General features: G+C 66.6%; 23 protein-coding genes. 4 read left to right on the forward strand and 19 right to left on the reverse strand.

What is annotated here, in order from left to right; translation table 11 throughout:
• The 7 genes from ACLBYA_RS26325 to ACLBYA_RS26355 all read right to left on the reverse strand — a co-directional run.
• The coding region (locus tag ACLBYA_RS26325; RefSeq protein ID WP_447712414.1) for a DUF222 domain-containing protein at positions 1–431 on the reverse strand (431 nt) is incomplete at its 3' end.
• 154 nt (positions 432–585) lie between these two features.
• Positions 586–1,143 (reverse strand): pentapeptide repeat-containing protein, encoded by a 558-nt coding sequence (locus ACLBYA_RS26330; RefSeq protein ID WP_447712415.1) that lies wholly within the window; start codon positions 1,141–1,143, stop codon positions 586–588.
• Positions 1,143–1,733 (reverse strand): GTP-binding protein, encoded by a 591-nt coding sequence (locus ACLBYA_RS26335; protein WP_447712416.1) that lies wholly within the window; start codon positions 1,731–1,733, stop codon positions 1,143–1,145. The genes ACLBYA_RS26330 and ACLBYA_RS26335 overlap by 1 nt, the downstream gene beginning before the upstream one ends.
• Positions 1,714–2,085, reverse strand: a complete 372-nt coding sequence (locus ACLBYA_RS26340) for a DUF742 domain-containing protein (protein ID WP_447712417.1) — start codon at positions 2,083–2,085, stop codon at positions 1,714–1,716. The genes ACLBYA_RS26335 and ACLBYA_RS26340 overlap by 20 nt, the downstream gene beginning before the upstream one ends.
• Positions 2,086–2,092: 7 nt before the next feature.
• Positions 2,093–2,491, reverse strand: coding sequence for a roadblock/LC7 domain-containing protein (locus ACLBYA_RS26345; protein ID WP_447712418.1), 399 nt, complete (start codon positions 2,489–2,491; stop codon positions 2,093–2,095).
• Positions 2,488–4,950: an ATP-binding protein gene (locus ACLBYA_RS26350; protein ID WP_447712419.1), complete on the reverse strand. Its 2,463-nt coding sequence runs from the start codon at positions 4,948–4,950 to the stop codon at positions 2,488–2,490. Before ACLBYA_RS26350 ends, ACLBYA_RS26345 begins: the two co-directional genes overlap by 4 nt.
• A 138-nt stretch (positions 4,951–5,088) precedes the next feature.
• A complete protein-coding gene (locus ACLBYA_RS26355; RefSeq protein ID WP_447712420.1) occupies positions 5,089–5,694 on the reverse strand; it encodes a class I SAM-dependent methyltransferase in 606 nt (201 codons plus the stop codon).
• A 30-nt stretch (positions 5,695–5,724) separates the two neighbouring features.
• Between ACLBYA_RS26355 and ACLBYA_RS26360 the strand changes: the two genes are divergently transcribed.
• On the forward strand, positions 5,725–6,189 hold the full coding sequence (locus tag ACLBYA_RS26360; RefSeq protein WP_447712421.1) for a tRNA (cytidine(34)-2'-O)-methyltransferase: 465 nt from the start codon (positions 5,725–5,727) through the stop codon (positions 6,187–6,189).
• A gap of 4 nt (positions 6,190–6,193) precedes the next feature.
• Here the strand turns inward: ACLBYA_RS26360 and ACLBYA_RS26365 are convergent, their stop codons facing one another.
• The gene (locus ACLBYA_RS26365) at positions 6,194–6,835 is read right to left on the reverse strand and encodes a nitroreductase family protein (protein WP_447712422.1); all 642 of its coding nucleotides are present in this window, start codon (positions 6,833–6,835) and stop codon (positions 6,194–6,196) included.
• Between the two features lie 23 nt (positions 6,836–6,858).
• Between ACLBYA_RS26365 and ACLBYA_RS26370 the strand changes: the two genes are divergently transcribed.
• On the forward strand, positions 6,859–7,272 hold the full coding sequence (locus ACLBYA_RS26370) for a TIGR03667 family PPOX class F420-dependent oxidoreductase (RefSeq protein ID WP_447712423.1): 414 nt from the start codon (positions 6,859–6,861) through the stop codon (positions 7,270–7,272).
• Here ACLBYA_RS26370 and ACLBYA_RS26375 read toward each other — a convergent pair whose 3' ends face one another.
• Entirely contained in the window at positions 7,273–10,566 is a 3,294-nt protein-coding gene (locus tag ACLBYA_RS26375; protein ID WP_447712424.1) for an error-prone DNA polymerase, read from the reverse strand.
• Positions 10,567–10,658: 92 nt separating this feature from the next.
• On the opposite strand from ACLBYA_RS26375, the gene ACLBYA_RS26380 reads away from it, so the two are divergent.
• Positions 10,659–11,774 carry a diguanylate cyclase domain-containing protein gene (locus ACLBYA_RS26380; RefSeq protein ID WP_447712425.1) on the forward strand — a complete coding sequence of 372 codons (1,116 nt, stop codon included), beginning with the start codon at positions 10,659–10,661 and terminating at the stop codon, positions 11,772–11,774.
• A 13-nt stretch (positions 11,775–11,787) separates the two neighbouring features.
• Here ACLBYA_RS26380 and ACLBYA_RS26385 read toward each other — a convergent pair whose 3' ends face one another.
• The 4 genes from ACLBYA_RS26385 to ACLBYA_RS26400 all read right to left on the reverse strand — a co-directional run bounded on the left by ACLBYA_RS26385 (position 11,788) and on the right by ACLBYA_RS26400 (position 16,007).
• A complete protein-coding gene (locus tag ACLBYA_RS26385; protein WP_447712426.1) occupies positions 11,788–12,858 on the reverse strand; it encodes an NAD(P)-dependent alcohol dehydrogenase in 1,071 nt (356 codons plus the stop codon).
• Positions 12,859–12,995: 137 nt separating this feature from the next.
• Positions 12,996–13,577, reverse strand: a complete 582-nt coding sequence (locus ACLBYA_RS26390; RefSeq protein WP_447712427.1) for a hypothetical protein — start codon at positions 13,575–13,577, stop codon at positions 12,996–12,998.
• 61 nt (positions 13,578–13,638) lie between these two features.
• Entirely contained in the window at positions 13,639–15,144 is a 1,506-nt protein-coding gene (locus ACLBYA_RS26395; RefSeq protein WP_447712428.1) for an APC family permease, read from the reverse strand.
• Positions 15,141–16,007 (reverse strand): universal stress protein, encoded by an 867-nt coding sequence (locus ACLBYA_RS26400; protein ID WP_447712429.1) that lies wholly within the window; start codon positions 16,005–16,007, stop codon positions 15,141–15,143. Before ACLBYA_RS26400 ends, ACLBYA_RS26395 begins: the two co-directional genes overlap by 4 nt.
• Before the next feature lie 161 nt (positions 16,008–16,168).
• On the opposite strand from ACLBYA_RS26400, the gene ACLBYA_RS26405 reads away from it, so the two are divergent.
• On the forward strand, positions 16,169–16,351 hold the full coding sequence (locus ACLBYA_RS26405) for a hypothetical protein (RefSeq protein WP_447712430.1): 183 nt from the start codon (positions 16,169–16,171) through the stop codon (positions 16,349–16,351).
• A gap of 37 nt (positions 16,352–16,388) precedes the next feature.
• Here the strand turns inward: ACLBYA_RS26405 and ACLBYA_RS26410 are convergent, their stop codons facing one another.
• Genes ACLBYA_RS26410 through ACLBYA_RS26435 form a run of 6 tightly spaced genes read right to left on the reverse strand, consistent with a single transcriptional unit; the run spans position 16,389 to position 21,116 of the window.
• Entirely contained in the window at positions 16,389–17,354 is a 966-nt protein-coding gene (locus ACLBYA_RS26410) for an ABC transporter substrate-binding protein (protein ID WP_447712431.1), read from the reverse strand.
• A gap of 46 nt (positions 17,355–17,400) precedes the next feature.
• On the reverse strand, positions 17,401–18,456 hold the full coding sequence (locus ACLBYA_RS26415; RefSeq protein WP_447712432.1) for an ABC transporter permease: 1,056 nt from the start codon (positions 18,454–18,456) through the stop codon (positions 17,401–17,403).
• Positions 18,453–19,226 (reverse strand): ATP-binding cassette domain-containing protein, encoded by a 774-nt coding sequence (locus tag ACLBYA_RS26420; RefSeq protein WP_447712433.1) that lies wholly within the window; start codon positions 19,224–19,226, stop codon positions 18,453–18,455. Before ACLBYA_RS26420 ends, ACLBYA_RS26415 begins: the two co-directional genes overlap by 4 nt.
• A complete protein-coding gene (locus tag ACLBYA_RS26425; RefSeq protein ID WP_447712434.1) occupies positions 19,223–19,546 on the reverse strand; it encodes a hypothetical protein in 324 nt (107 codons plus the stop codon). Before ACLBYA_RS26425 ends, ACLBYA_RS26420 begins: the two co-directional genes overlap by 4 nt.
• Positions 19,543–20,265, reverse strand: coding sequence for a hypothetical protein (locus tag ACLBYA_RS26430; protein ID WP_447712435.1), 723 nt, complete (start codon positions 20,263–20,265; stop codon positions 19,543–19,545). The genes ACLBYA_RS26425 and ACLBYA_RS26430 overlap by 4 nt, the downstream gene beginning before the upstream one ends.
• On the reverse strand, positions 20,262–21,116 hold the full coding sequence (locus ACLBYA_RS26435) for a BtpA/SgcQ family protein (RefSeq protein WP_447712436.1): 855 nt from the start codon (positions 21,114–21,116) through the stop codon (positions 20,262–20,264). Before ACLBYA_RS26435 ends, ACLBYA_RS26430 begins: the two co-directional genes overlap by 4 nt.
• Between the last annotated feature and the right edge of the window lies 1 nt (position 21,117).

Genomic DNA, 21,117 nt, shown 5'->3' on the forward strand with positions numbered 1-21,117 from the left:
TGGCGCAGCGCGTCACGGATCACCGTGATGTGCCCGTCGGTGATCGTGGCATCGGCCAACGCCGCCGCACACCCCGGCAACAACGGCGCCAACACCTGACCGCCCAGGGCGTGGCGCGGCCCCAACTCCTTGGCGGCCTTGACCCGCCGCCCCGCCTCAGCCTCGGACAGCCGCATCCGCGTCGAGAGCACATCGGCCCAGGTTTTGCCGCCGATCTCATGGGCGGTGGCCCGATCCATCAACGTCGCCAGGATCCGGTGATCAACCGCGGCATCGGCGCGGGCACGTTCCTCGCGATCGGACTGGATCGCCAACAACTCCGCGGTATCGAAACACGTGAAATCGGCATCCAACAACGCTTTCACGGATGCAGCGCGATCGGCCAGCGCATGCTGCACCGCTTCCCGACTCGCCACCGCATCCGACTTCATGACCTCAACGTACGTGCGGCCACCGACAAAACAGGTCGACATGTGACACCAGAGACCAACGGGGCCAAAGAAACTCGAGTCGCTCGAAAGTCGCTGCCCAGGTGAAAAATTCGGACTTCGGCTTAAAGGCCCGGACACCGAGATCTAGTGCCGGCTACTCCCCGTGGACATCCAATCCGTGCGAGGCGGCATACGCCAGCCCCTGCTCGATGTTCACCTTCGCCCCACGCAGTTTCGCCGTCGTCCAGAAGGTCGGGTCGACGCGCGCGCCACGCAGGTCGGCCTCGTCGAACTTGGCGTTCTGCACCCGCGCGCCACTGAGGTCGGCCCGCTGCAGCACCGTCTTGCGCAGGTCCGCACCGACCAGGTTGGCCTCGCGCAGTCGACAGTCCGACAGGTCCAGGGTGCGCAGGTCGCACCCACCGAGCACACTCAGCGACAGGTCCACCTCGATGAACCGCACCGGACGCAGCCGCGTCTCGGTGAACATCGATCCCAGCAGGCTGCACTGGCGGAATGTGCTGTGCAGCAATGAGGCCCGCCGGAAGGTGCAGTTACGGAATGCCGATCCCAGATGCTCGGATTCGGTGAGGTCGACACCGCTGAAGTCGCACGCGTCGAACACCACTCGTTCAGTTCGCAGCCGGCTGAGGTCCTCGTCACGGAAGTCGTGGCCGGTGAACTCTCGGTCCACCCAGACAGGGTCGTCCATCAGACGGACGCCAGCGCATACTCGGCGACCGCGATCAGCGCCGACTTCACCGACTGCCGGTCCCGGGCATCAACGGTGACGATCGGGATATGCGGCGCCAGCGCCAGCGCCTGCCGTACCGCATCAACGGGATGCCTTGGTGCACCGGCGAACTCATTGATGGCGATGATGAACGGCAGACCACGCGCCTCAAAGAAGTCCACAGCGGCAAAGCTGTCCTGCAACCGCCGGATGTCGACCAGGATCACCGCCCCGATGGCACCGCGGATCAGGTCGTCCCACATGAACCAGAACCGGCGCTGTCCGGGCGTACCGAACAGATAGAGCACCAGATCATCGGCAAGGGTGATCCGGCCGAAATCCATCGCCACCGTCGTCGTGTTCTTGTCCGGGGTGGCCTCGAGCCCATCCACGCCGGCCGACGCAGTGGTGACCAGTGCCTCGGTGCGCAGCGGCATGATCTCCGACACGGCGCCGACGAAGGTCGTCTTACCGGAGCCGAAGCCGCCGGAGATGACGATCTTGGTGGAGCTGGTCCGCTCGGAGTAGCCCCCCGAGGCCGGAGGCCGGTCAAAGTGCCCGTAGGCCACGCAGTGTCCTTCCGATCAGGTCGCGTCGTTCGTCGGTCGAGGCGGTGTCGCCCAAGGTGGCGTGCACCCGAAGGTACCCCGCGGCGACAAGATCGCCGATCAGCACACGCGCCACACCGAGTGGTAGCGATAACAGTGCCGCGATCTCGGCGACCGAGGGACCGTCACCACCGAGCACCAGTATCCGGGACCGGACATCGCTACCCGGCCACGGACCGGGCGCCAGTGTCTGAATCTGCGCCTCCAGTGGCAGGTCCACCGAGGTCGCCGTGCGGCCGGCGGTCAACATGTAGGGCCGCACCAGACTGGGCACGTCGACGGGCTCGACCTCCCAGGCGTCGGGCGGATCCATGCCTAGCTCACGACGGCTGGCGGGTGCGCCGCGCCGACTGCACGACGTTGCCGACCCGCTCGACCAGAATGGCCATCTCGTAGCCGATCTGGCCGATATCGCTGGACCGGGTCGCCAGCGCGGCGATGTTGGATCCGTCACCGACCCGCATCAGCAGCAGGAATCCGTGCTCCATCTCCACGACGGACTGCATGACGTGCCCACCCTGGAACAACTGTGCCGCTCCGGTGGACAAACTGGCCAGGCCCGAGGTGACCGCGGCCAGCTGATCGGCCCGCTCTTTCGGCATGTGCTCACTGGCCGCCATCAGCAGACCGTCGGCCGAGACCAGCACGGCATGCGACACCCCGTCGACCTCGCGGGCGAACTTGGCCACCAGCCAGTCGAGGGACTCCCGGGTCGTCACTGCTCTCCTTCGGTGTCGCGGGCATGCGACCGACCGGCATGTACCCCACCGAAGTGACTGCTGAGGCTGGCGCGGACGGCGGCCGGATTCGGCAGTGGTCCGGTGGGCGGGTCGGAGGGCTCCGATGCTACCGAGGTCTCCCCCTCCGGTGCATCGCCTGCCCCCGGCACCAGCCGCGCACCGGGTTGGCGGACCGGCAGCCCCTCGGGCGTGTGCTCGGTGACCGGGGTGCTCTCGGCCGACGCCGCGGCCGACCACCCGTTGTCCCACACCGACTTCCAGTCCAGATCGGCACTGGCGCCCAGGTCGGTCGGGTCGACCAGCCATTCCGAGAGCATCTTCTGGTAGATCGCGTCGTCATCGGATTCGTCGGGGATCGCCGGTGTCTGCGGACGGGGTGCGAAGAACGCCGAGGCGTCGACCCGTGCGGGCGCCACCACCGGCAGCGGCTCGGTGCGCGATGCCGGCTCGAAACCACTGGAACCGGGATCACGTTGCGGCAGAGCTGAATCCGACGCCTGAAACAACGGAGGGGCCGGCACCGGCGGCTGGAGCACTTGCGGTTCGACGGCCGGGGCCAGGTCAGTGAAACGCGGGCCGACGACGGCGCCGACCACCAGATCGGCCGGGACGTAGACCCCGGCGGTGGTGCCCGAATTGGGTTCGCCGGGCACGGTCGCGCGCAGCCGCACGACCAGGCCATGCTGGGCGGCCAACCGGCCGACGACGAACAGACCCATGTGCCGGGCGGTGTACGGATTGACCTCGCCGCCCGAGGACAGCCGGGTGTTGGCCACACGCAGATCGGGCTCGGCCATGCCGAGACCGTTGTCCCCGACCTCCAGCACCAGCGCGCCGTCCTCGGTGCGCACCCCGGAGATCCGCACGCCGGTCGACGGCGGCGAGTAGCGCAGCGCGTTGTCCATCAACTCAGCCAACACGTGCACCAGGTCGGCGGCCACCGAGCCGGCGACCTCGCAGTCCGGCAATGTCGCCGTGACGATCCGGGTGTAGTCCTCAACCTCGGAGGCCGCAGCGTTGACGACGGCCGCGACGGGCACCGGATCGGCATGCTCGCGGGTGGTGTTGGTGCCGGCCAGCACCAGCAGATTGGCGCCGTTGCGACGCATCCGGGCCGCCAGATGGTCGAGCCGGAACAGGCTGTCGAGGCGCTGCGGATCCTGCTCGTCACGCTCAAGTTGGTCGATCAGGGTGAGCTGCTGGTCCACCAGCGACCTGCTGCGCCGCGACAGCGTCTCGAACATGTCGCTGACCTGCAGCTGCAATCGAGCCTGTTCACCGGCGAGCAGGACGGCCTGCTCGTGCAGTTCATCGACGGCGTGGGCGACCTGACCGATCTCCTCGGTGGTGTGCACCGGGATCGGGGTCACCGGGCCTGGATCGCCGCCGCCGCGCACCTGGTCGAGCTCGTGAGCCAGGTCGGTGTGCGCCACCTTGAGCGCGCTGTCGCGCAGTCGGCGCAGCGGACGGACCAGGCTGCGGGCCACCAGCGCGATCGCCAGCAGCGCCAGCAGCAGCGCGACCACCACGACGACGGCGTCGCGGATGGCGGTGCTGCGCTGCGCAGACGCCTGCTCGTCCACCGCCGCGGTGACCGAGGCCGTGGTCTGCTCGATGACCCGGTCGGCGATCTCGTCGGTGGCCGCGATGGATTCGGACAGTTGCGGATTGTTGACCAGCACGGCGGCCGGGTCGGACATGATCGCCATCCGGCGGACGAACTGGTCCTGCAGTTCCTGTGCCTCGGTCGAGCCGACGCCGAGGATCTGGCTCATCCCGAACAGCGTGGACGGCTCGGTGCCGGCGACGGTGCTCATCGAGGTGCGTAGCTCGGGCTCGGGCACCTCTGCACCCAGGTTCACCAGCAGCTGTTGCATCATCATCTGTCCGCGCGCGCCGATGGCCCGGGACAGGCCCAGGGTTTCCGCGCGGATCTGGGCATCGTCGACGCGCACCGACCCGTTGATGGCGTCCTCGGCGGTCAGCAGGATCGGCGCGTAGGAGGTGACCCGGTCGCGCAGGCTGATCGAGTTCGCCGCCACCAGATCGACCAGGCCCTGCCCGGCGTCGAGCAGCGCGGTGACACCGGCGTTGACGTCCGGCACCACGTCGGTGGCATCGAGTCGTTGTTGCAGGTTCTGCCGGCTGGTGTCGAAGTCGGTCAGCGCATCCGCGCCGGCCAGCATCGTGTTCTCCAGTGCGGCCATGTAGTTCACGATGGCGGGCACCAGGTCGGCGCGGTCGGCGGCACGGCGCAGGTCGGCGGCCTCGGTGAAACCGGAGTAGATGCGCAGTCCACCGAAGGTGGCAGCAAGCAGCAACGGAACCAGCGCGATGGCGAACACTTTCGCGCCGACGGGCCAGTTGCTCAGCGCGAAGCGTGCCGGACGCTTCGCGGTTTGCACTGGGGTGCTTGATATTTGATCATGGACGCTCATTGATGGCGCGTTCATAGGCTTCCTGCTGCTTGGCAATCTGTCGAGTATGACAGTCAATACAGCGGTTTCCACGGCGCGGATCTGTTCGTGACCGTTACGTTGCGCAAACTTTTCTTGTCACGAGCCGGCGGTTCGAAATCAGCTGGCGCGCAGGATCGCCACCAGGAACTCGGCATCCTCGGCGAACGGGCGGACATCCCAGGTCGACAGCAGCAGGTCCGGGACCAACCCGGCGGTGGTCACATCCTCGAGGAAACTGGCAAACGGGTAATCGCGGCCCGCTCCGAACCCGATCACGGCACGGCCGTCGGTGTGCAGGTGGTCGCGCAGCCGGGCCAGCACCCTGGCTCGGGTGCTCGGGGCGAGGAAGGTCATGACGTTGCCCGCGGAGACGATCAGGTCGAACGGATCGGCGATACCGCGGGCGGGCAGATCGAGTTCGGCGAGATCGCCGACCAGCCAGCGCGGCCCGGGGTGATCCTGTTGTGCCGCCGCGATCAGCGCGGGGTCGACGTCGACGCCGACGACGTCGTGCCCGCGGGTGGCCAGGTATCCGCCGACGCGGCCCGGTCCGCAGCCGGCATCGAGGATGCGGGACGCGCGGCGCGCCATGGCATCGATGAACCGGGCCTCGCCGTCGAGGTCCTTGCCGGCCTGCGCCATCGCCCGGAACCGGTCGATGTACCACTGCGAATGCCCGGGATCGGCGTCCACCTTCTGCATCCACAGGCTCTGTTCGACCATGCCGCCATTATCCCGGGGCAAGATGTCGGGGTGTTTCATGTCCTGTTCCACTCTCCTCGTATCGCCCCCAACACCGGCAATGCGATCCGTATGGTCGCCGCGACCGGCTGCGAACTGCACCTCGTCGAACCGCTCGGCTTCGACCTGTCCGAGCCCAAGCTGCGCCGGGCCGGCCTGGACTACCACGACTTGGCGTCGGTGACGGTGCACACCGATCTGGATGCGGCGTGGGCGGCGATCGGCCCGGCACGGGTGTTCGCGTTCACCGCACACGCGCAGAGTTCGTTCGCCGAGGTCGCCTATCAGCCCGGTGACGTGCTGATGTTCGGGCCCGAGCCCACCGGGCTGGATCCGGCAACCTTGGCCGACCCGCATGTCACCGCGCAGGTGCGCATCCCCATGCTGGCCGGCCGACGATCGCTGAATCTTTCCAATGCCGCAGCGGTCGCGGCCTACGAGGCGTGGCGCCAGCAGGGTTTCACCGGCGCCGTGTGACCGGTTACCAGGTGTCCCAGTGGGCGAACTGCTCGGCGGGCAACCGGCCGGCCTTCTTGAAATCGGTGCCCTTGGTGTACGCGATCGGGAACAACCCGGCCTGGGAGTACTGGTCGAACGGGATGCCCAGCACCTCGGCGGCCTGCTTCTCCCCGTCGCCGAGCAGGTGCAGCGTCGTCCACGCCGAACCCAGTCCCCGCGCCCGCAGGGCCAGCATGAAGCTCCACACCGCGGGCAACAGTGAGCCCCAGTACGACGCGCTCATCCCGGCCGGTGCGCCGTCGGGGCGGCCCTCCAAGCACGGGATCAGCAGCACCGGGGCCTTCTCGAAGTTCTCGTTGAGGTACTTCGCCGAGTCGGTCACCCGGACGATCTGCTCGTCGCGGATATCGCCGCGCTCGGGCTTGGGCAGATCCAGGTAGGGGTTGGCGTTGGTGCGGTAAATATCGGCCAGCGCCTTCTTCTTGGCCGGGTCTTCGACGAAAACCCATTGCCAGCCTTGGGCATTGGAGCCCGTCGGCGCCTGCAGCGCGATATCAAGACACTCCAGCAGCACCTCCCGCGGTACCGGCTTGTCGAAGTCGAGCCGCTTGCGCACCGAGCGCGTGGTGGTCAGAACTTCATCCGCGGTCAGGTTCAGTGTCATACCGCGAGACTACATTCGCAGCCATGAGCGCAGAGCTGACATCGGAAGTCATCGACCGTCTGAATTCCGGCGAGTACGCCTGGTTGACCACCGTCGCCAAATCGGGGCAACCTGTGCCGAAGCTGGTGTGGTTCTTCTTCGACGGCACCGACATCGTGATCTACACCGAGCCGGGTGCGGCCAAGGTGCGTCACATCCGCAACCATCCGCAGGTGAGTCTGAATCTGGACTCCGACGGGCACGGCGGCGGCATCATCGTGGTCGGCGGCCCGGCGCGGGTGGACACCGAGGGCGCCGACCCTCGCGAGGACGCCCCGTACTGGGCGAAGTACCAGGCGGCCTCGGACCAGTTCGGGCTGACCGATGCCATGGGCAACTACAACCTGCGACTGAAGATCAGCATCGATAAGGTGTGGACGACGCCGACCGAGGGTTAGTCACTGGAAGTCGCGAGAGCGCGACCGCACCCGGAGGTCGATGGGGCTCATCCTGTCCGCGGCCACCGTCACCGCGCCGGTCGCGTTCTGCACGATGCCCCGGATGACCATCGCCGACGCCGTCTGCGCCAGCTTGCGGTGTCGCGCCCACACCCCACGTGAGCACATCACGTTCACCATGCCCGTCTCGTCTTCCAGGTTCATGAACGTCACCCCCTGCGCCGTGGCGGGGCGTTGCCGGTGGGTCACCGCGCCGGCCACCAGGACCCGGGTGCCGTCGGGCACCGCAAGAAGTTGATCCGCCGGCACCACCCCCATGGCGTCGAGATCCGCGCGCAGGAACTGCGTCGGGTAGCTGTCCGGGGAGACGCCGGTGGCCCACACGTCGGCGGCGGCCAACTCCAGATCCGTCATCCCCGGCAGTGCCGGGACATGCGATGACGAGCCCACCCCCGGTAGCCGGTCCGGCCGTTCGGCGGCGGCCGCCCCCGCCGCCCACAGCGCCTCACGGCGGGTGATCCCGAAACAGCCCAGCGCCCCCGCAGTCGCCAGCGCCTCGGTCTGCGGAACCGAAAGCTGCACTCGGGCAGTCAGATCGAGCAGGTCGGCGAAAGAACCACCGGCCACCCGGTCGTCGACGATCCGCTGGGCGAGGTCGTCACCGATGTGCCGGATGCTGCCCAGCCCCATCCGGACGTCCAGACCGTCGTTCTCACAGTTGGCATGGGCCAGGCTGACATTGACGTCGGGGCCGTGCACGGCAACCCCGTGCCTGCGGGCATCGGCCACCAGCGACTGCGGCGAGTAGAAACCCATCGGCTGGGCGCGCAGCAGCGCCGCGCAGAACACCGCGGGGTGGTGCAGTTTGAACCAGGACGAGTAGAACACCAGCGAGGCGAAGCTCAGCGAATGGCTTTCCGGGAAACCGAAATTGGCGAAGGCCTCCAGCTTCTCGTAGATCTTCTCGGCCACCGGGCCGGTGATGCCGTGCCGTTCGCGCATCCCGTCGAAGAAGCGGCCGCGTAGCCGGCGCATCTTCTCGGTGGACCGTTTCGAGCCCATTGCCCGGCGCAGTTGATCGGCCTCGGCCCCGCTGAACCCGGCACAGTCCACCGCCAGTTGCATCAGCTGTTCCTGGAACAGCGGCACCCCCAGGGTCTTCTCCAGCGCCGGCTTCATCGACGGATGGTCGTAGACGACCTCCTCCTCACCGTTGCGCCGCTTGATGTAGGGGTGCACCGAACCGCCCTGGATGGGACCCGGCCGGATCAGGGCGACCTCGACCACCAGGTCGTAGAACATCCGCGGTTTCAGCCGGGGCAGGGTGGCCATCTGCGCCCGGGACTCGACCTGGAACACTCCGACCGAATCGGCCCGCTGCAGCATCTCGTAGACGGCCGCCTCGGACAGGTCCAGCCGGGCCAGATCCACTTCGAGGCCCTTGTGCTCACGGGCCAGGTCGATGGCGTAGTGCAGCGCCGAGAGCATGCCCAGCCCGAGTAGGTCGAACTTCACCAGACCGATTGCCGCACAGTCATCCTTGTCCCATTGCAGGACACTGCGGTTCTCCATGCGGGCCCATTCCACCGGGCAGACATCGGCGATCGGACGGTCGCAGATCACCATGCCGCCGGAGTGGATGCCCATGTGCCGGGGCAGATTCGATATCTGGGTGGCCAGGTCGACCACCTGCTCGGGAATGTCCTCCACATCGGGTGAGTCGGCCAGCCCGTTCCACCGGCTGATCTGCTTGCTCCAGGCGTCCTGCTGGCCCTGCGAGAAGCCCAGCGCACGCGCCATGTCCCGGATCGAACTGCGCCCCCGGTAGGTGATGACATTGGCGACCTGGGCGGCATAGTCGCGGCCGTATTTCTCGTAGACGTACTGGATGACGTTCGCGCGCAGGTCCGATTCGATGTCGATGTCGATATCGGGTGGGCCGTCGCGCGCCGGGGACAGGAACCGCTCGAACAACAACTCGTTGGCGATCGGGTCGACATTGGTGACCTTGAGCGCATAACAGACCGCCGAGTTGGCCGCCGATCCCCGGCCCTGGCACAGGATGTCGTGCTCCCGGCAGAACCGTGTGATGTCGTGGACCACCAGGAAATAGCCAGGGAAATCCAGCTTTTCGATGATGGCCAGTTCGTGTTCGATCTGCTGATAAGCCTTGGGTGCCCGCGCCGGCGGTCCGTACCGATCCCGGGCCCCCTCGGCCACCAACTGCCGCAGCCAGCTCGATTCGGTGTGTCCGGGCGGGACGTCGAACGGCGGTAATTTGGGTGCGATCAACGCCAGCCCGAATGCACACTGCTCACCGAGATCAGCTGCCGCGGTGACGATCCGGTCACCGAAGAGGCGGGCCATCTCCTCCCCCGACCGCAGGTGCGCCCCACCCAGCGGGGCCAGCCACCCGGCGGCATCATCCATCGAGTTGCGGGCCCGGATGGCGGCCATCGCCATGGCCAGCCGGCCGCGCTCGGGCGCGGCGAAATGCGCACCGGTGGTGGCGATCACGCTCACTCCGAACCGCGGTGCCAGCCCGGCCAGCACAGCGTTGTACTCATCGTCGCGGGGGTGACCATGATGGGTCAGCTCGACGCTGACCCGGTCGGTGCCGAAGCGGTCGACCAGATCGGCCAGCGCGTGTTCGGCGGCGTCTGGGCCGCCATTCGCAAGCGCCTGTCGAACATGGCCTTTGCGGCAGCCGGTGAGGATGTGCCAGTGCCCGCCGGCCGCCTCGGTCAGGGCGTCGAAATCGTAGCGGGGTTTCCCCTTCTCACCACCGGCCAGATGGGCGGTGCCCAGTTCGCGGGAAAGCCGCCGGTAGCCCTCGGGCCCGCGGGCCAGCACCAGCAGATGCGGCCCCGGCGGGTCGGGCAGTTCGGTGCGGGGCACGTTACCCAGGGACAGTTCGGCACCGAACACAGTCGACATATCGAGCTCGCGGGCCGCCTCGGCGAACCGCACCACCCCGTAGAGACCGTCATGATCGGTCAGCGCGATGGCCCGCAGGTCCAGCCGGGCGGCCTCCTCCACCATCTCCTCCGGGGTGCTGGCACCGTCGAGGAAGCTGTAGGCCGAGTGCGTGTGTAGTTCGGCGTACCGCACCGACGATCGACCGCGTTCGGCGACGGCCCGGTAAGCACCCCGCTTGCGCGACCAGGCCGGGCTGTCGCCCCCGTCGCCGGGCGGTTCCAACGGCAGACCCGAGCGCCGGGGCTTACCCCGCGGTCGGCCGTTCAGGACCCGCTCCATCTCCGACCAGCTCGGCGGTCCGTTATGCCAACCCATGGAACCAGTATATCGAACATCAGTTCGATGGACTTGACGTATTGAACACCGCTTACGCTTACTGACATGCCGCGCCACCGCACCGGTCTTCGATGACCACATCAAGCTGGCAGGACCCACGCCACCCCGACCACTACTACTGGATGACCTCCAGATTGGACGCCCGCGGCGCCCGCAAAACGGTAACCCGGTTCATCTCGATCTGGATGATGGTCGGCGGTCTCGCACCGGCACTGGTCATGTTCGGCAGCACCGGCCCCGAACACTGGCACCTTCGCATCGCCGCAGCAATCATCAGCCTGTGCAGCATCGTTCTGGGGGCGCTGTTCTGGGCCCGTGGCATGTGGCCGACAAAACGTCAATCGGAGATCTGTGTCGTGCTGGGGACGGGATTGGCGGTGGGCACCTGCCTGATCCTGCCCGAACCGTTGCTGGGCCTGATGGGCGCCGCGGTCTTCACCGCGGTGGCGGCCTACACCGCAATCTTCCACGGTTGGCGACTCATCGGACTGGTGCTGGTGGCCGCACTCGCCGTCATCGTGGTCACCGGCATCCGACTGGGCGCGAGCACTCCGGCGGTGGCACTGGGCCTCAGCATGACCAACAGCCTGATCATCATCTTCGTGACGTTCGTGGTGCGCGCCTTGATCGGCCTGGTCGACGCCGACCTGTTCACCGGCGATATCGAGCCCACCACCGGCCTGCTCAGCCGCGACGGTTTCCTGGACGCGCTGGCGGTCAGTGTCGCCGCCCGCGGCCGCGGCGATGACCGCTATCTGGTGGTCACCCAGGTGAGCCTGGACAGCTTCGGCAACGTCGCCGATGTCGTCGGCACCGGCCGGGCCCGCGAACTACGCGTACTGGTGGCTCAGATGCTGCGCGATCAGGCGCGCCGCGATGTCGCGATCGCCCACCTGCCCGAATCCGATTTCCTGCTCGTCGACATCTTCAACACCCCGGACCCGGACCCACTGTGCGAACGGATCAGTTCCGGGATGTCGTCCACCGCGCCCGAATTGAAGGTCAGCATCGCCGCCGTCGTCACCCCGTTGACCCCGCTGGCCGCGATGCCGCCCGACGAACTGTCCGAGACGCTGCTCGCCGCGGCCGACAAGGCGGTGGCCGACGCGCGCGCCCACGGCGGCAATCAGCGCCGGGTGGTGTTCCTGCCGGACCTGGAGAACTCGGACGGGACGCCGGGAGCCTGATCCGCAGCGGCGATTACGGAAAGGTGATGACCGCGCGGCCCACGATGTCGCCGCGCCCCAACGCCTCCAGCATGTCGTTGACGTCGTCGAGGGCGACCGTCGTGACTGTGTGCTTGATGAACCCCTGTGTCGCAAGATCGAGGACCTCGGCGAGATCGTCGTAGTTCCCCCAGAACGACCCGTGGAATGTCTTCTCACCATTGGTGAACGACAGAAGTGGAAGCACGATCTGGTTTCCCATCAGGCCGACGGAGGACATCACGCCCTCTTTCGCCAGGATCGTCGCGCCGAGCGCCAACGACTCCTCGGCTGCGATGCAATCCAGCCACCCGTCGACATCGCGCCGGCCGGTCAACTCCTCCAACTCGTCCTGCACCAGCGCGGCCGACTTACCTCGGGTGTTGACCCCGTGGTGTGCGCCGTTCGCTATGGCCAGAGTGAGCTTTTCGTCGCTACGTGCGAACGCGACCACGGTCGCTCCACCGGACAGCAGGCGCGCATACTGAACGCCGTAACTGCCCAGACCGCCGATCCCGTTGACGACGATGGTCCGGCCGGCCCCGGTCTTGCCGGCCTGCACGAGCTTCTTCATACCGCGGTACGGGGTGAGACCCGCATCGGTCAGCGGGGCGAGCGTCTCGGGTTTCGGGTCGATCCCGGCCGGCACTTTGATGACATGGCGGTACGGCACCGGCATGTATTCCGCGAAGCCCCCGGGCGGGCCGAATCCGGCCATCTTCCCGTTCGCGCAGATCTGCTCGTTACCCTCCCGACACTGCCTGCACGTCCCGTCACCCCAATTCGGGTTGACGACGACCAGATCCCCGTCGGACAAACCCGAGGTGGCGGGCACTCCCGGGCCGACACCGGCGATCCACCCGGCAACCTCATGGCCGGGAATGATGGGCTCTGCCAGCGCCACCCCCCCGGTGAAGTAACCCTCGATGAGCTGGACATCGCTGCGGCACATTCCCGTTGCCCCAACCTTGACGAGCACGTCGCCCGGGCCGGGGTCGGGAACATCGACCTCCTCCAGACGCAGTGGTTCGTTCAATCCGTACATCCTCGCGGCACGCATCTTCATGGGACCTCCAAGGCAGGTTTCAGGGTGGTTCCCAGCCAACAGCATCCCGTCAGATTCCGATGTCGTAATCGCACCCGAAGAGCGCCCATTCCGGCACGATTGAGCCGACGCGACAGGGATCGCGCGTCGGCGTGTGCTCAACCGCGGAGTGAGCCCTCGGCGTGGTGTTTGACGGTGCGCAGCGTGGCCCGCATGATATGCCCCACGAACGGCTTGATCAGCCACCAGTACCGGCGGAATCGACGCTCTGCACTGGGATCGGTGCCCACTGTGCGGCAGCGGTAGCCGACCATCGTGCCGCTCTCGGTGGGTGCGATGGTGAAGCTGATCGCGAGTTTCGCCCAGCCAGGTTCGTCGAACTCACGGAACCCGCTGGCCGGTACCGGATTCCATTCGATGACGGGTTTCCAGAACTTGCCCACTGCCCCGATCACGATCTCGCGCTGTGGCGCATGTCTCAGGATCGTCCAACCCGGCAGTCCGACACCCGCACCGATCACCAACGCCGGCGGTACCGCGACCGGGCGTCCGGTGACTCGTGCCGGTACTCCGCGAAGCCACATCGCCGCGACCAGCACCGGGGTGCGGACGGTCAACAGATCGAGGTTCGCCACGGCCAGATAGGTCGTGTGCGCATCGGCCGCCACCCAGATACGTTCGGTGATCTCTACTGCACCGGGCGCCACGAACGCGTCCAGTGTCGGTTCGACGTCGGTCACGACTCGATTCTGGGCGTCCAGGCAGGAACGCCGACAGGGCATTTGGTCACCGATGACGGCCCTACTCCTTGAGCGCAGGCGTATCCCGGAACAGCGTCTCACCGCGGAAGAAGTCGGGTTGCCGCGCCCGCATCACCAGCATCAGCACCGCGCCGAACGCCAGGATGCCGAACCCGATGAAGAACACCAGCCCGATCCCGCCGATCGCCGCACCGCTGCCGTTCTCCGGGTTCATGCTCTCGCCGATGGCGATGACGAACACCGTCGCGAGCATCAGCCCGCCCAGTAGCGGGAACAGGAACTTGAACACGATGTTGTGAGCGCTGGTGAACAATTCGCGGCGGAAGAACCAGACGCAGGCGAACGCGGTGATGCCGTAGTACCAGCAGATCATGATGCCCAGCGCGGCGATGGTGTCCCAGAGCGCGTTGTCGGACAACAGCTTCACCACGGTGTAGAAGCCTCCGGTGACCACCCCGGCGACCACCGTGGAGTAGACCGGTGTCAGGAACCGCGGGTGCACCTCGGCGAAGCGCGCCGGGAATGCCTTGTACGCGCCCATCGCCAGCATGGCACGGGCCGCGGGCAAGAAGGTGGTCTGCAGGCTCGCGACCGAGGAGGCGAAGACCGCCAGGTAGAGGAAGGGACCGAACCAGGGCCCCAACACCGGGTCGGCCAATGCACCGAACACGTTCTCCGAGTTCTCCGGGTTGCCGAGGCCCAGGCCTTCCTCGCCGACCCCGGCGTACATCATCACCGCCACGGCGATCAGCAGATAGGTGACCAGAATCGAAGTGACACACAGCAATCCCGCGCGGCCCGGCACCTTGGTGGGATCCTTGGACTCCTCGCCGAGGGTCAGGCAGGTGTCCCAGCCCCAGAAGGCGAAGATCGAGCCGGTGAGGCCGACGGCGAAGACCGCCAGGGTCAGGCCGGTGAACGGGTTGAACCAGTCCAGGTCGAAGCTCAACCCCGCCGGCGCGGCACCACGGCTCACATGCACGAAGGCGGTGACCGCGAAGGCCACCAGCACCAGCAGCTGGAATCCGACCAGGATGTACTGCACCCGTTCGCTGGTGGTGATACCGCGGCTGGCGATCAGGGTGGCCGACGCGATGAACACCAGGGTCGTGACGATGTTGACCGGTGTATTGGCGGCCAGATCGGCGATGCCCGGTTGATTGAAGACGCGGGCGATCAGCAGGTAGAAGAATTCGACGGCGATGGCGGCCAGGTTGGACAGCACAATGATCGAGGCCACCACCATGCCCCAGCCGCACATCCAACCGACGTAGGGCCCGAAGGCCTTGGTGGACCAGGTGAACGACGCACCGCAGTCCGGGGTGCGCGAGTTCAGTTCGCGGTAGGCGTAGGCGGTGAGGAACATCGGGATGAACCCGGCGATGAAGATGGCCGGCATCTTCAGACCGACGGCGGCGACGATGACGCCGATGCTCGCGGTCAGTGTGTATCCGGGTGCCACACAGGAGATGCCGAGCATGGCACCGGACAGCGTGCCGACCTTACCTTCGGCCAACCCCTTGGAAACCACTCCAGACTCGGTCATTGTGCCTCCTCCTCGCTGCGCGGAACCACGACCATCGGCACATCCAGCACCCGCAGCATCTTGGCCGCGGTCGAGCCCAGGAACAGCCGCCGTGGCGCGGCCAGCCTGCTGGACCCCACCATGATCAGGTCGCCGTCGTGCCAGGGCAATCTGCTGACAGCCTCCTCCACCGTCGGCCCGTCCACCACCGTGGCGGTCACGGCAAACCCTTCGGGTAGATAGGCTTTCGCCTCGTCGAGCACCTGATGCGCATGGGTTAGCGCGCGTTCCCGGACCGCGTCGGCATCGCTGCGCAGCGAGCCGTACATCGGGTCGAGCGCGACCAGCGACACCAGCCGCAGCGGCACGTCGGCGCGCTCTGCGGCCTGCAGAGCCGCGTCCAGCAATGTGTCGGCCCCGGCCCGCTGCCCGATGGCGCAGGTGACCTCACGCACCCGTGGCACAGCCGAGAGCCGGGTTCCCTTGGGTGCCACGGCCACCGGGACCGGCGCGGAGTACAGAAGTTCGTTGACCACCGAGCCCAGCGAGTAACCGCCGACCAGACCACCGCCCGACCCGCCGACCACGACGGCGTCGGCACCGAGTCGGTGCACTTCCTTGATCAGTCCGTCGGCCACCGAATCGCTGAAGCTGACGTGGCCGTGCGCCACCACGTCATCGGGGATCTGGGCCAACCCGTCGGCGAGCCACGCCTGTGCCTGCTCGGCCAGAGTGTCCTGCGGCACCGCGGCGGGGATGCCGCGGTCCTGCGGTAGAACGATGCACAGGTCCAGTTCGGCGTCCAGGCTGCGGGCCAACCGAACGCCGAGCGCCACCGCATCTGCACCGCCGGGGATGGCGAGGTATCCGACTGCCAGTCTCATGGGGACATCCTGTCAATGCACGTCCATCCGCACAGGCAATTGCCCCTACGGAATCAGTCGTCGTGTCCTGGAGTCCGACGATCGAAGATCCCGGCACCTGTGGTTTGGCACGCAGGACACGTGGGTAACTCCGCGCCGTGATGAAGTGCATAGCCTTGCTGTTGACCGGCATCGTCGCGGCAATGTTGGCGGGGGTGAGTTACGCCGCGGGCGGCTCGGGAGTCGCCGTGCTGTCGCTGGGCGCCGCGGTGGCGCTGGTTGCAACGGGCCTGATAGCGGCCCACCGAGACTCCCCGACCGACGTCGGCGGATCACTTCCGGTGACAGCACCGGCTCTGCCGTAACCCCGCTGCACCAGTCCCGGAGCTCCGCGGCGTGCCGTCAGCAGGTCGCCTTGTACTCGTACTGGTCGGCCTTGTCGTTCTCGCCCTCGCGGATAGTGACCAGTTCTGTCGTCACCGTCGGCTCGACCTGTTCGCCGTCGATGATCGACTTCAGGGTCTGCATGGCGACCTCGCCTTGTTTGGTCGGGTTCTGCGCGATGAGCGCTTGGATCGAGCCGTTCTTCAACGCGTTGACCTCGGCGGTGGCGGCGTCATAAGCAACAACCTTGACGCGTCCGATGGCGTTGGCCTGCTGCAGGCCGGTCACGGCGCCGATGGCGCCCTGGTCGTTGGTGACGAAGATGGCGGCGAGATCGGGGTGTGCGGCCAGCGTTGCCGTGACAATCTGGGCGGCCTTGGCCGGGTCGTTGGACTGGTACTGCGCTCCGAGGAATTGCAGCCCCGGGAACTTCGGCAGGGCGTCGACGAAGCCCTCGGTGCGCTGGTCCTGCGCGGTGGAGCCCGGGGGCTGGGTGATGACGAGGACCTTGCCGGTGCCGTTGGTGAGCCGGCCTACTTCGTCGGCGGCCAGAGCGCCGCCGGCGATGTTGTCGGTGATCACTTGTGTTTCCGCGATGGAGGGGTCGGCCAGGGTCTGGTCGACGGTGATCAGCTTGGTGCCGCTCTGGGTGAGCTGCTGCAGTGGCGGAATCAGAGCCTGCGCGTCGGTGGGGACCACCGCGGCGGCAGCGGGTCGGCTGGCGGCGACCGCGTTGACGACCGGAATCTGCGCATCAGCGGCGAAGGTGCTCGCCGCGGTGACATCGAGATCGAGTCCGAGTTCGGCGGCTTTGGCTTCGGCCCCGCAGGACAGCGCCTCATAAAAGGGGCTGCCACTGCTGCCGAGCACGAGGGCGACGCTGTTGCCTTCCGGAGTAGGTGCGCCGCCGCCCTGTGACGAGCCGCTGGTACAGCCGACCACCGAGCAGGCGATCGTTCCCGAGACGAAAATGGTTGTGAGCACGGACTTCTGCATGAGGTTTCCTTACTGACTGGCTGGGAGTGGTTTGCTAGGAGAGGATTCGATTACGACGCTTGAGCTGATCGACATAGACGGCGACGATCAATACCGTGCCCATGGCCACCGTCTGCCAGAACGGTGGGATGCCGGTGATCACGAAACCGTTGAGCAGGACGATCGGGATGAACACCCCGATGACGGTGCCCAGAATCGAGCCGATGCCGCCGAACAAGCTGGTGCCGCCCAGGACCACCGCTGAGATGGTGGCCAGGTTGTCCGCGGTGTGTCCGCCGATGGTGGTGGTGGAGAACCGGGCGACGGACATGACCGCCGCCAATCCGGCCAGGCCGCCGGAGATCGCGTACACCTTGATGATCTGCGCGCGCAGCGGCACTCCGGAGCGCCGTGACGCCTCCGAACTCGATCCCACCGCGAAGGTCCACCTGCCGAACCTGGTGCGGTGCAGGATGATTCCGGCGATCAGTGCGACCACCCCGGCGATCACCACCAGTACCGGGATACCAGCGATGGTCCCATTGCCGACCTGATCGACCAACAGCTGCGGTACCGCGCGGACATCCTGACCGTTGGTGATGATCTGCGCCGCGCCCAGGGCGATTCCCATGGTGCCCAGCGTGACGATCAGTGCGGGGATGCGGGCGTACGAAACCAGCAATCCGTTGATCACCCCGAACAGCAATCCGGCGAGTACGGCCGCGACCGTGCCGAGGGCGATGACACCCCACCCGGCATTGGTGGTGCCGTAGGTTGCACCGTCAGCATCCGATAGCGCCAGCATCACCTTGGTACCGATAACCGAGGCGAAAACCAGAACCGATCCCACCGACAGGTCGATGCCGGCCGTGATGATGACGTAGGTCTGACCGACTGCCAGGACGAGCAGGATCGCAGCGTCGATGGCAAGGGTGGACACGTTGTACCCGGTGGCGAAGCGACCTGGTTGGCTGATGGTGAAGAAGGCAACCAGGGCCAGCAGGAACAGCAGTACCCAACCACCGCCGAGCCATTGCGTCAGACGTTCGCCGAAGGACTGATCTGTCGAAGTCGGTACCACCGCGGTGGGTGCCGAATCTGTTGAACTCATTGGGGCTCCATGGGATCGGAATCTGCTGTGCCGGTCGTCATCGCGGTGACCAGGCGGGCGACGGTGGCCTCGCCGCGAACGAAGGTGGCCACCGAAGACCCGAGCCGGAGAACCTCGACACGGTCGGCGACATCGACGACATGGGTCATGTTGTGGGTGATCAGTACGACTCCCAGCCCTTGATCGGCGACCTGGCGGACCAGACGTAGAACCCGATCTGTCTGCACCACACCCAGTGCGGCTGTGGGCTCGTCGAGGAAGATCACGTTGTCGGCCCACATCGCGGCCCGCGCAATGGCCACCGACTGGCGTTGACCTCCGGACAGCGATGCCACCGGAACAGTCGGTGACCGCAGTGTGACACCGAGTTTGGCGAATTGCTCGACGGCCTCGGTTCGCATGGTCTTGCGGTCCAGCAGACCGAGTCCGCCGAGCAGTCCCGGCTTCAGGATCTCCCGACCCAGGAACAGGTTGTCGGCGGCGGCGAGTTCGGGTGCCAGCGCCAGGTCCTGGAACACCGTGGCGATGCCCAAATGTTGCGCGTCGGCGGGCGAGTTGATCTCCACTCGCTCGCCGTTGAGTCGAATCTCGCCACTGTCTGGCCGTTCGGCGCCGGAGAGAATCTTGACCAAGGTGGATTTTCCTGCGCCGTTGTCTCCCACAAGTGCGCACACTTCACCGGCATGCACCGTCAGATTCGCGTCCTCCAGAGCCGTCACCGACCCGTACGACTTGGTGATGTGCTCTGCGGTCAACAACGGCGCGGTCATGACACCGGGCTCTCGGCGGCTACCGTGGCAACGGAGTTGCCCACGTTGTTGGAGAACTCGAACCATTCCGCGTATCCGGCAGCGACCTTCGCCGCCCAATGGGCATACGCCGCTTCGTAGCCGGGGAACGACCACACGTCGACGGTGGAGTAGTCGCTCTGGCCGCGGATGAAATAGCTGCCCATCGACTGGGCGCCCGACTCAACAGCGGCCGCATCGACACCGGCCCATTTTTGTCCGAGCTCTTCACGCTGCGCTTCGGGTAGTTCGTACCAACTGCTGCGCGGACGTGCGTAGTGGATCCAGATGGTGTTGTTCACAGTGTGACTCCCAAAACGTCGGCCATCGGGCGACGGCGACCGATGTAGTGCAGTGAGGTGGTGAATTTGAAGTCCGCGACCCGTTCATGAGTGGCCATCGCGTGGTCCAGCAGCGCGAGATCGGGAACTTCCCACATGCCGAGGTGATGCCAGCGACTGGCAGGATCCAGTCGATGCCTGCCGGCGATCGAGATACCGGATCCGACATCGGAGGCGAAGGCGACATCGCACTCCTTGTCGTATTCCAGGCGCTCGACTCCGGTGGCCTGCTGCCAGGCGTCGTTCCATTGCCACAGCGCGAAGAATGCCCACGGAGAAGCCGGATTGCGGCCAAGTGTGGAAGGCACGGGAGCGAACTCGCGCTTTCCTACCAACCACGAAGTACGGAACAACCGCGCCCAGCCCGCACGCTGGAGCCGTACGATTCCGGCGTGCGCCTGCTCCAGGTCGGGCGCCTCGAAGGCACCGACGACATCGACGTCGTGAGCGAAACCGGATTCATACAGCGACATCTCGTCGCTGCCGGTGAACATCGCATCGATCGAGAGCAGCCATCCTTCGGCGCGCAGCGCCCGGAGTTCTTGCGCGAGTGAATCCGGCGTGGCTGCGGTCGACTGACGTGCGGCGGTGAAGAACACGACCGCCCGTTCACCCTCGCCGAGGGCGAACAGATCGGTGGCGACGGTGACCTCGGTGGTCACCTCATCCGCGGCACTCACAGTGTCGCCCTGAACTTCTCGGCCGCCGTGACGAGGCGCTCCACCCGCTCCGGGTCCACGGGATTCCACCAGCGTCCGTCGACTTTGAGCCACTGGCCGACGATCGCACCGTCAGCGACGCCGAACAGGGTGTCGAGTTGATCGGGGTCCATTCCGGAGCCGACGATGACCGGCAGATTGGTCCCGGCGCGCACCTGGTTGACCTCGTCGGGCTGGGTCGGCGAGCCCGTGCGGGTTCCGGTGGCGATCAGCACATCGGCGTCGAACCACTCGGCGTCGGTGGCCTGCTCGGCGATATCCCGGTCGGCGGTGATCGCGTGCGCGCCGAACTTCACATGCACGTCAGCCAGGATGCGGACATCCTCGGCGTCGATCGCCTTGCGGTACCGCAGCGCTTGCGGCGCAGGGCCGTTGAGGAATCCCTCGTTGGCCACATAGGCGTTGACCCACTGGTTGGCGCGGACCCAGCGGGCGCCGGTGGCCTTGGCGACCGCAAGGCCAGGAATCACGCCGTTGGCCACACACGTGATACCGATCGGAACATCCACGGCGGCAGTGATTTCCATACACGCTGCGGTCAGCGCGGACACGGTCTCGGGTCCGATGTCATCAGGGCGCAGGAACGGCATGTCGGAAGCGTTCTCGACCATGATCCCGTCGATACCGCCCTCGGCCAGGCAGCGTGCGTCGGCGACCGCACGACGGTACACCTCGCGAACCGATTCACCCTGATAGCGCGGGGCGCCGGGGAGCGCGCCCAGATGTACGACACCGATGATCGGCTTGGCCTTCGGGAACAGTTCTCCCAGGGCGCTGGGCCGGGGCGGGTGAACCTGGGGTGGAGCAATCACT

Source organism: Mycobacterium sp. C31M (genome assembly GCF_053345865.1).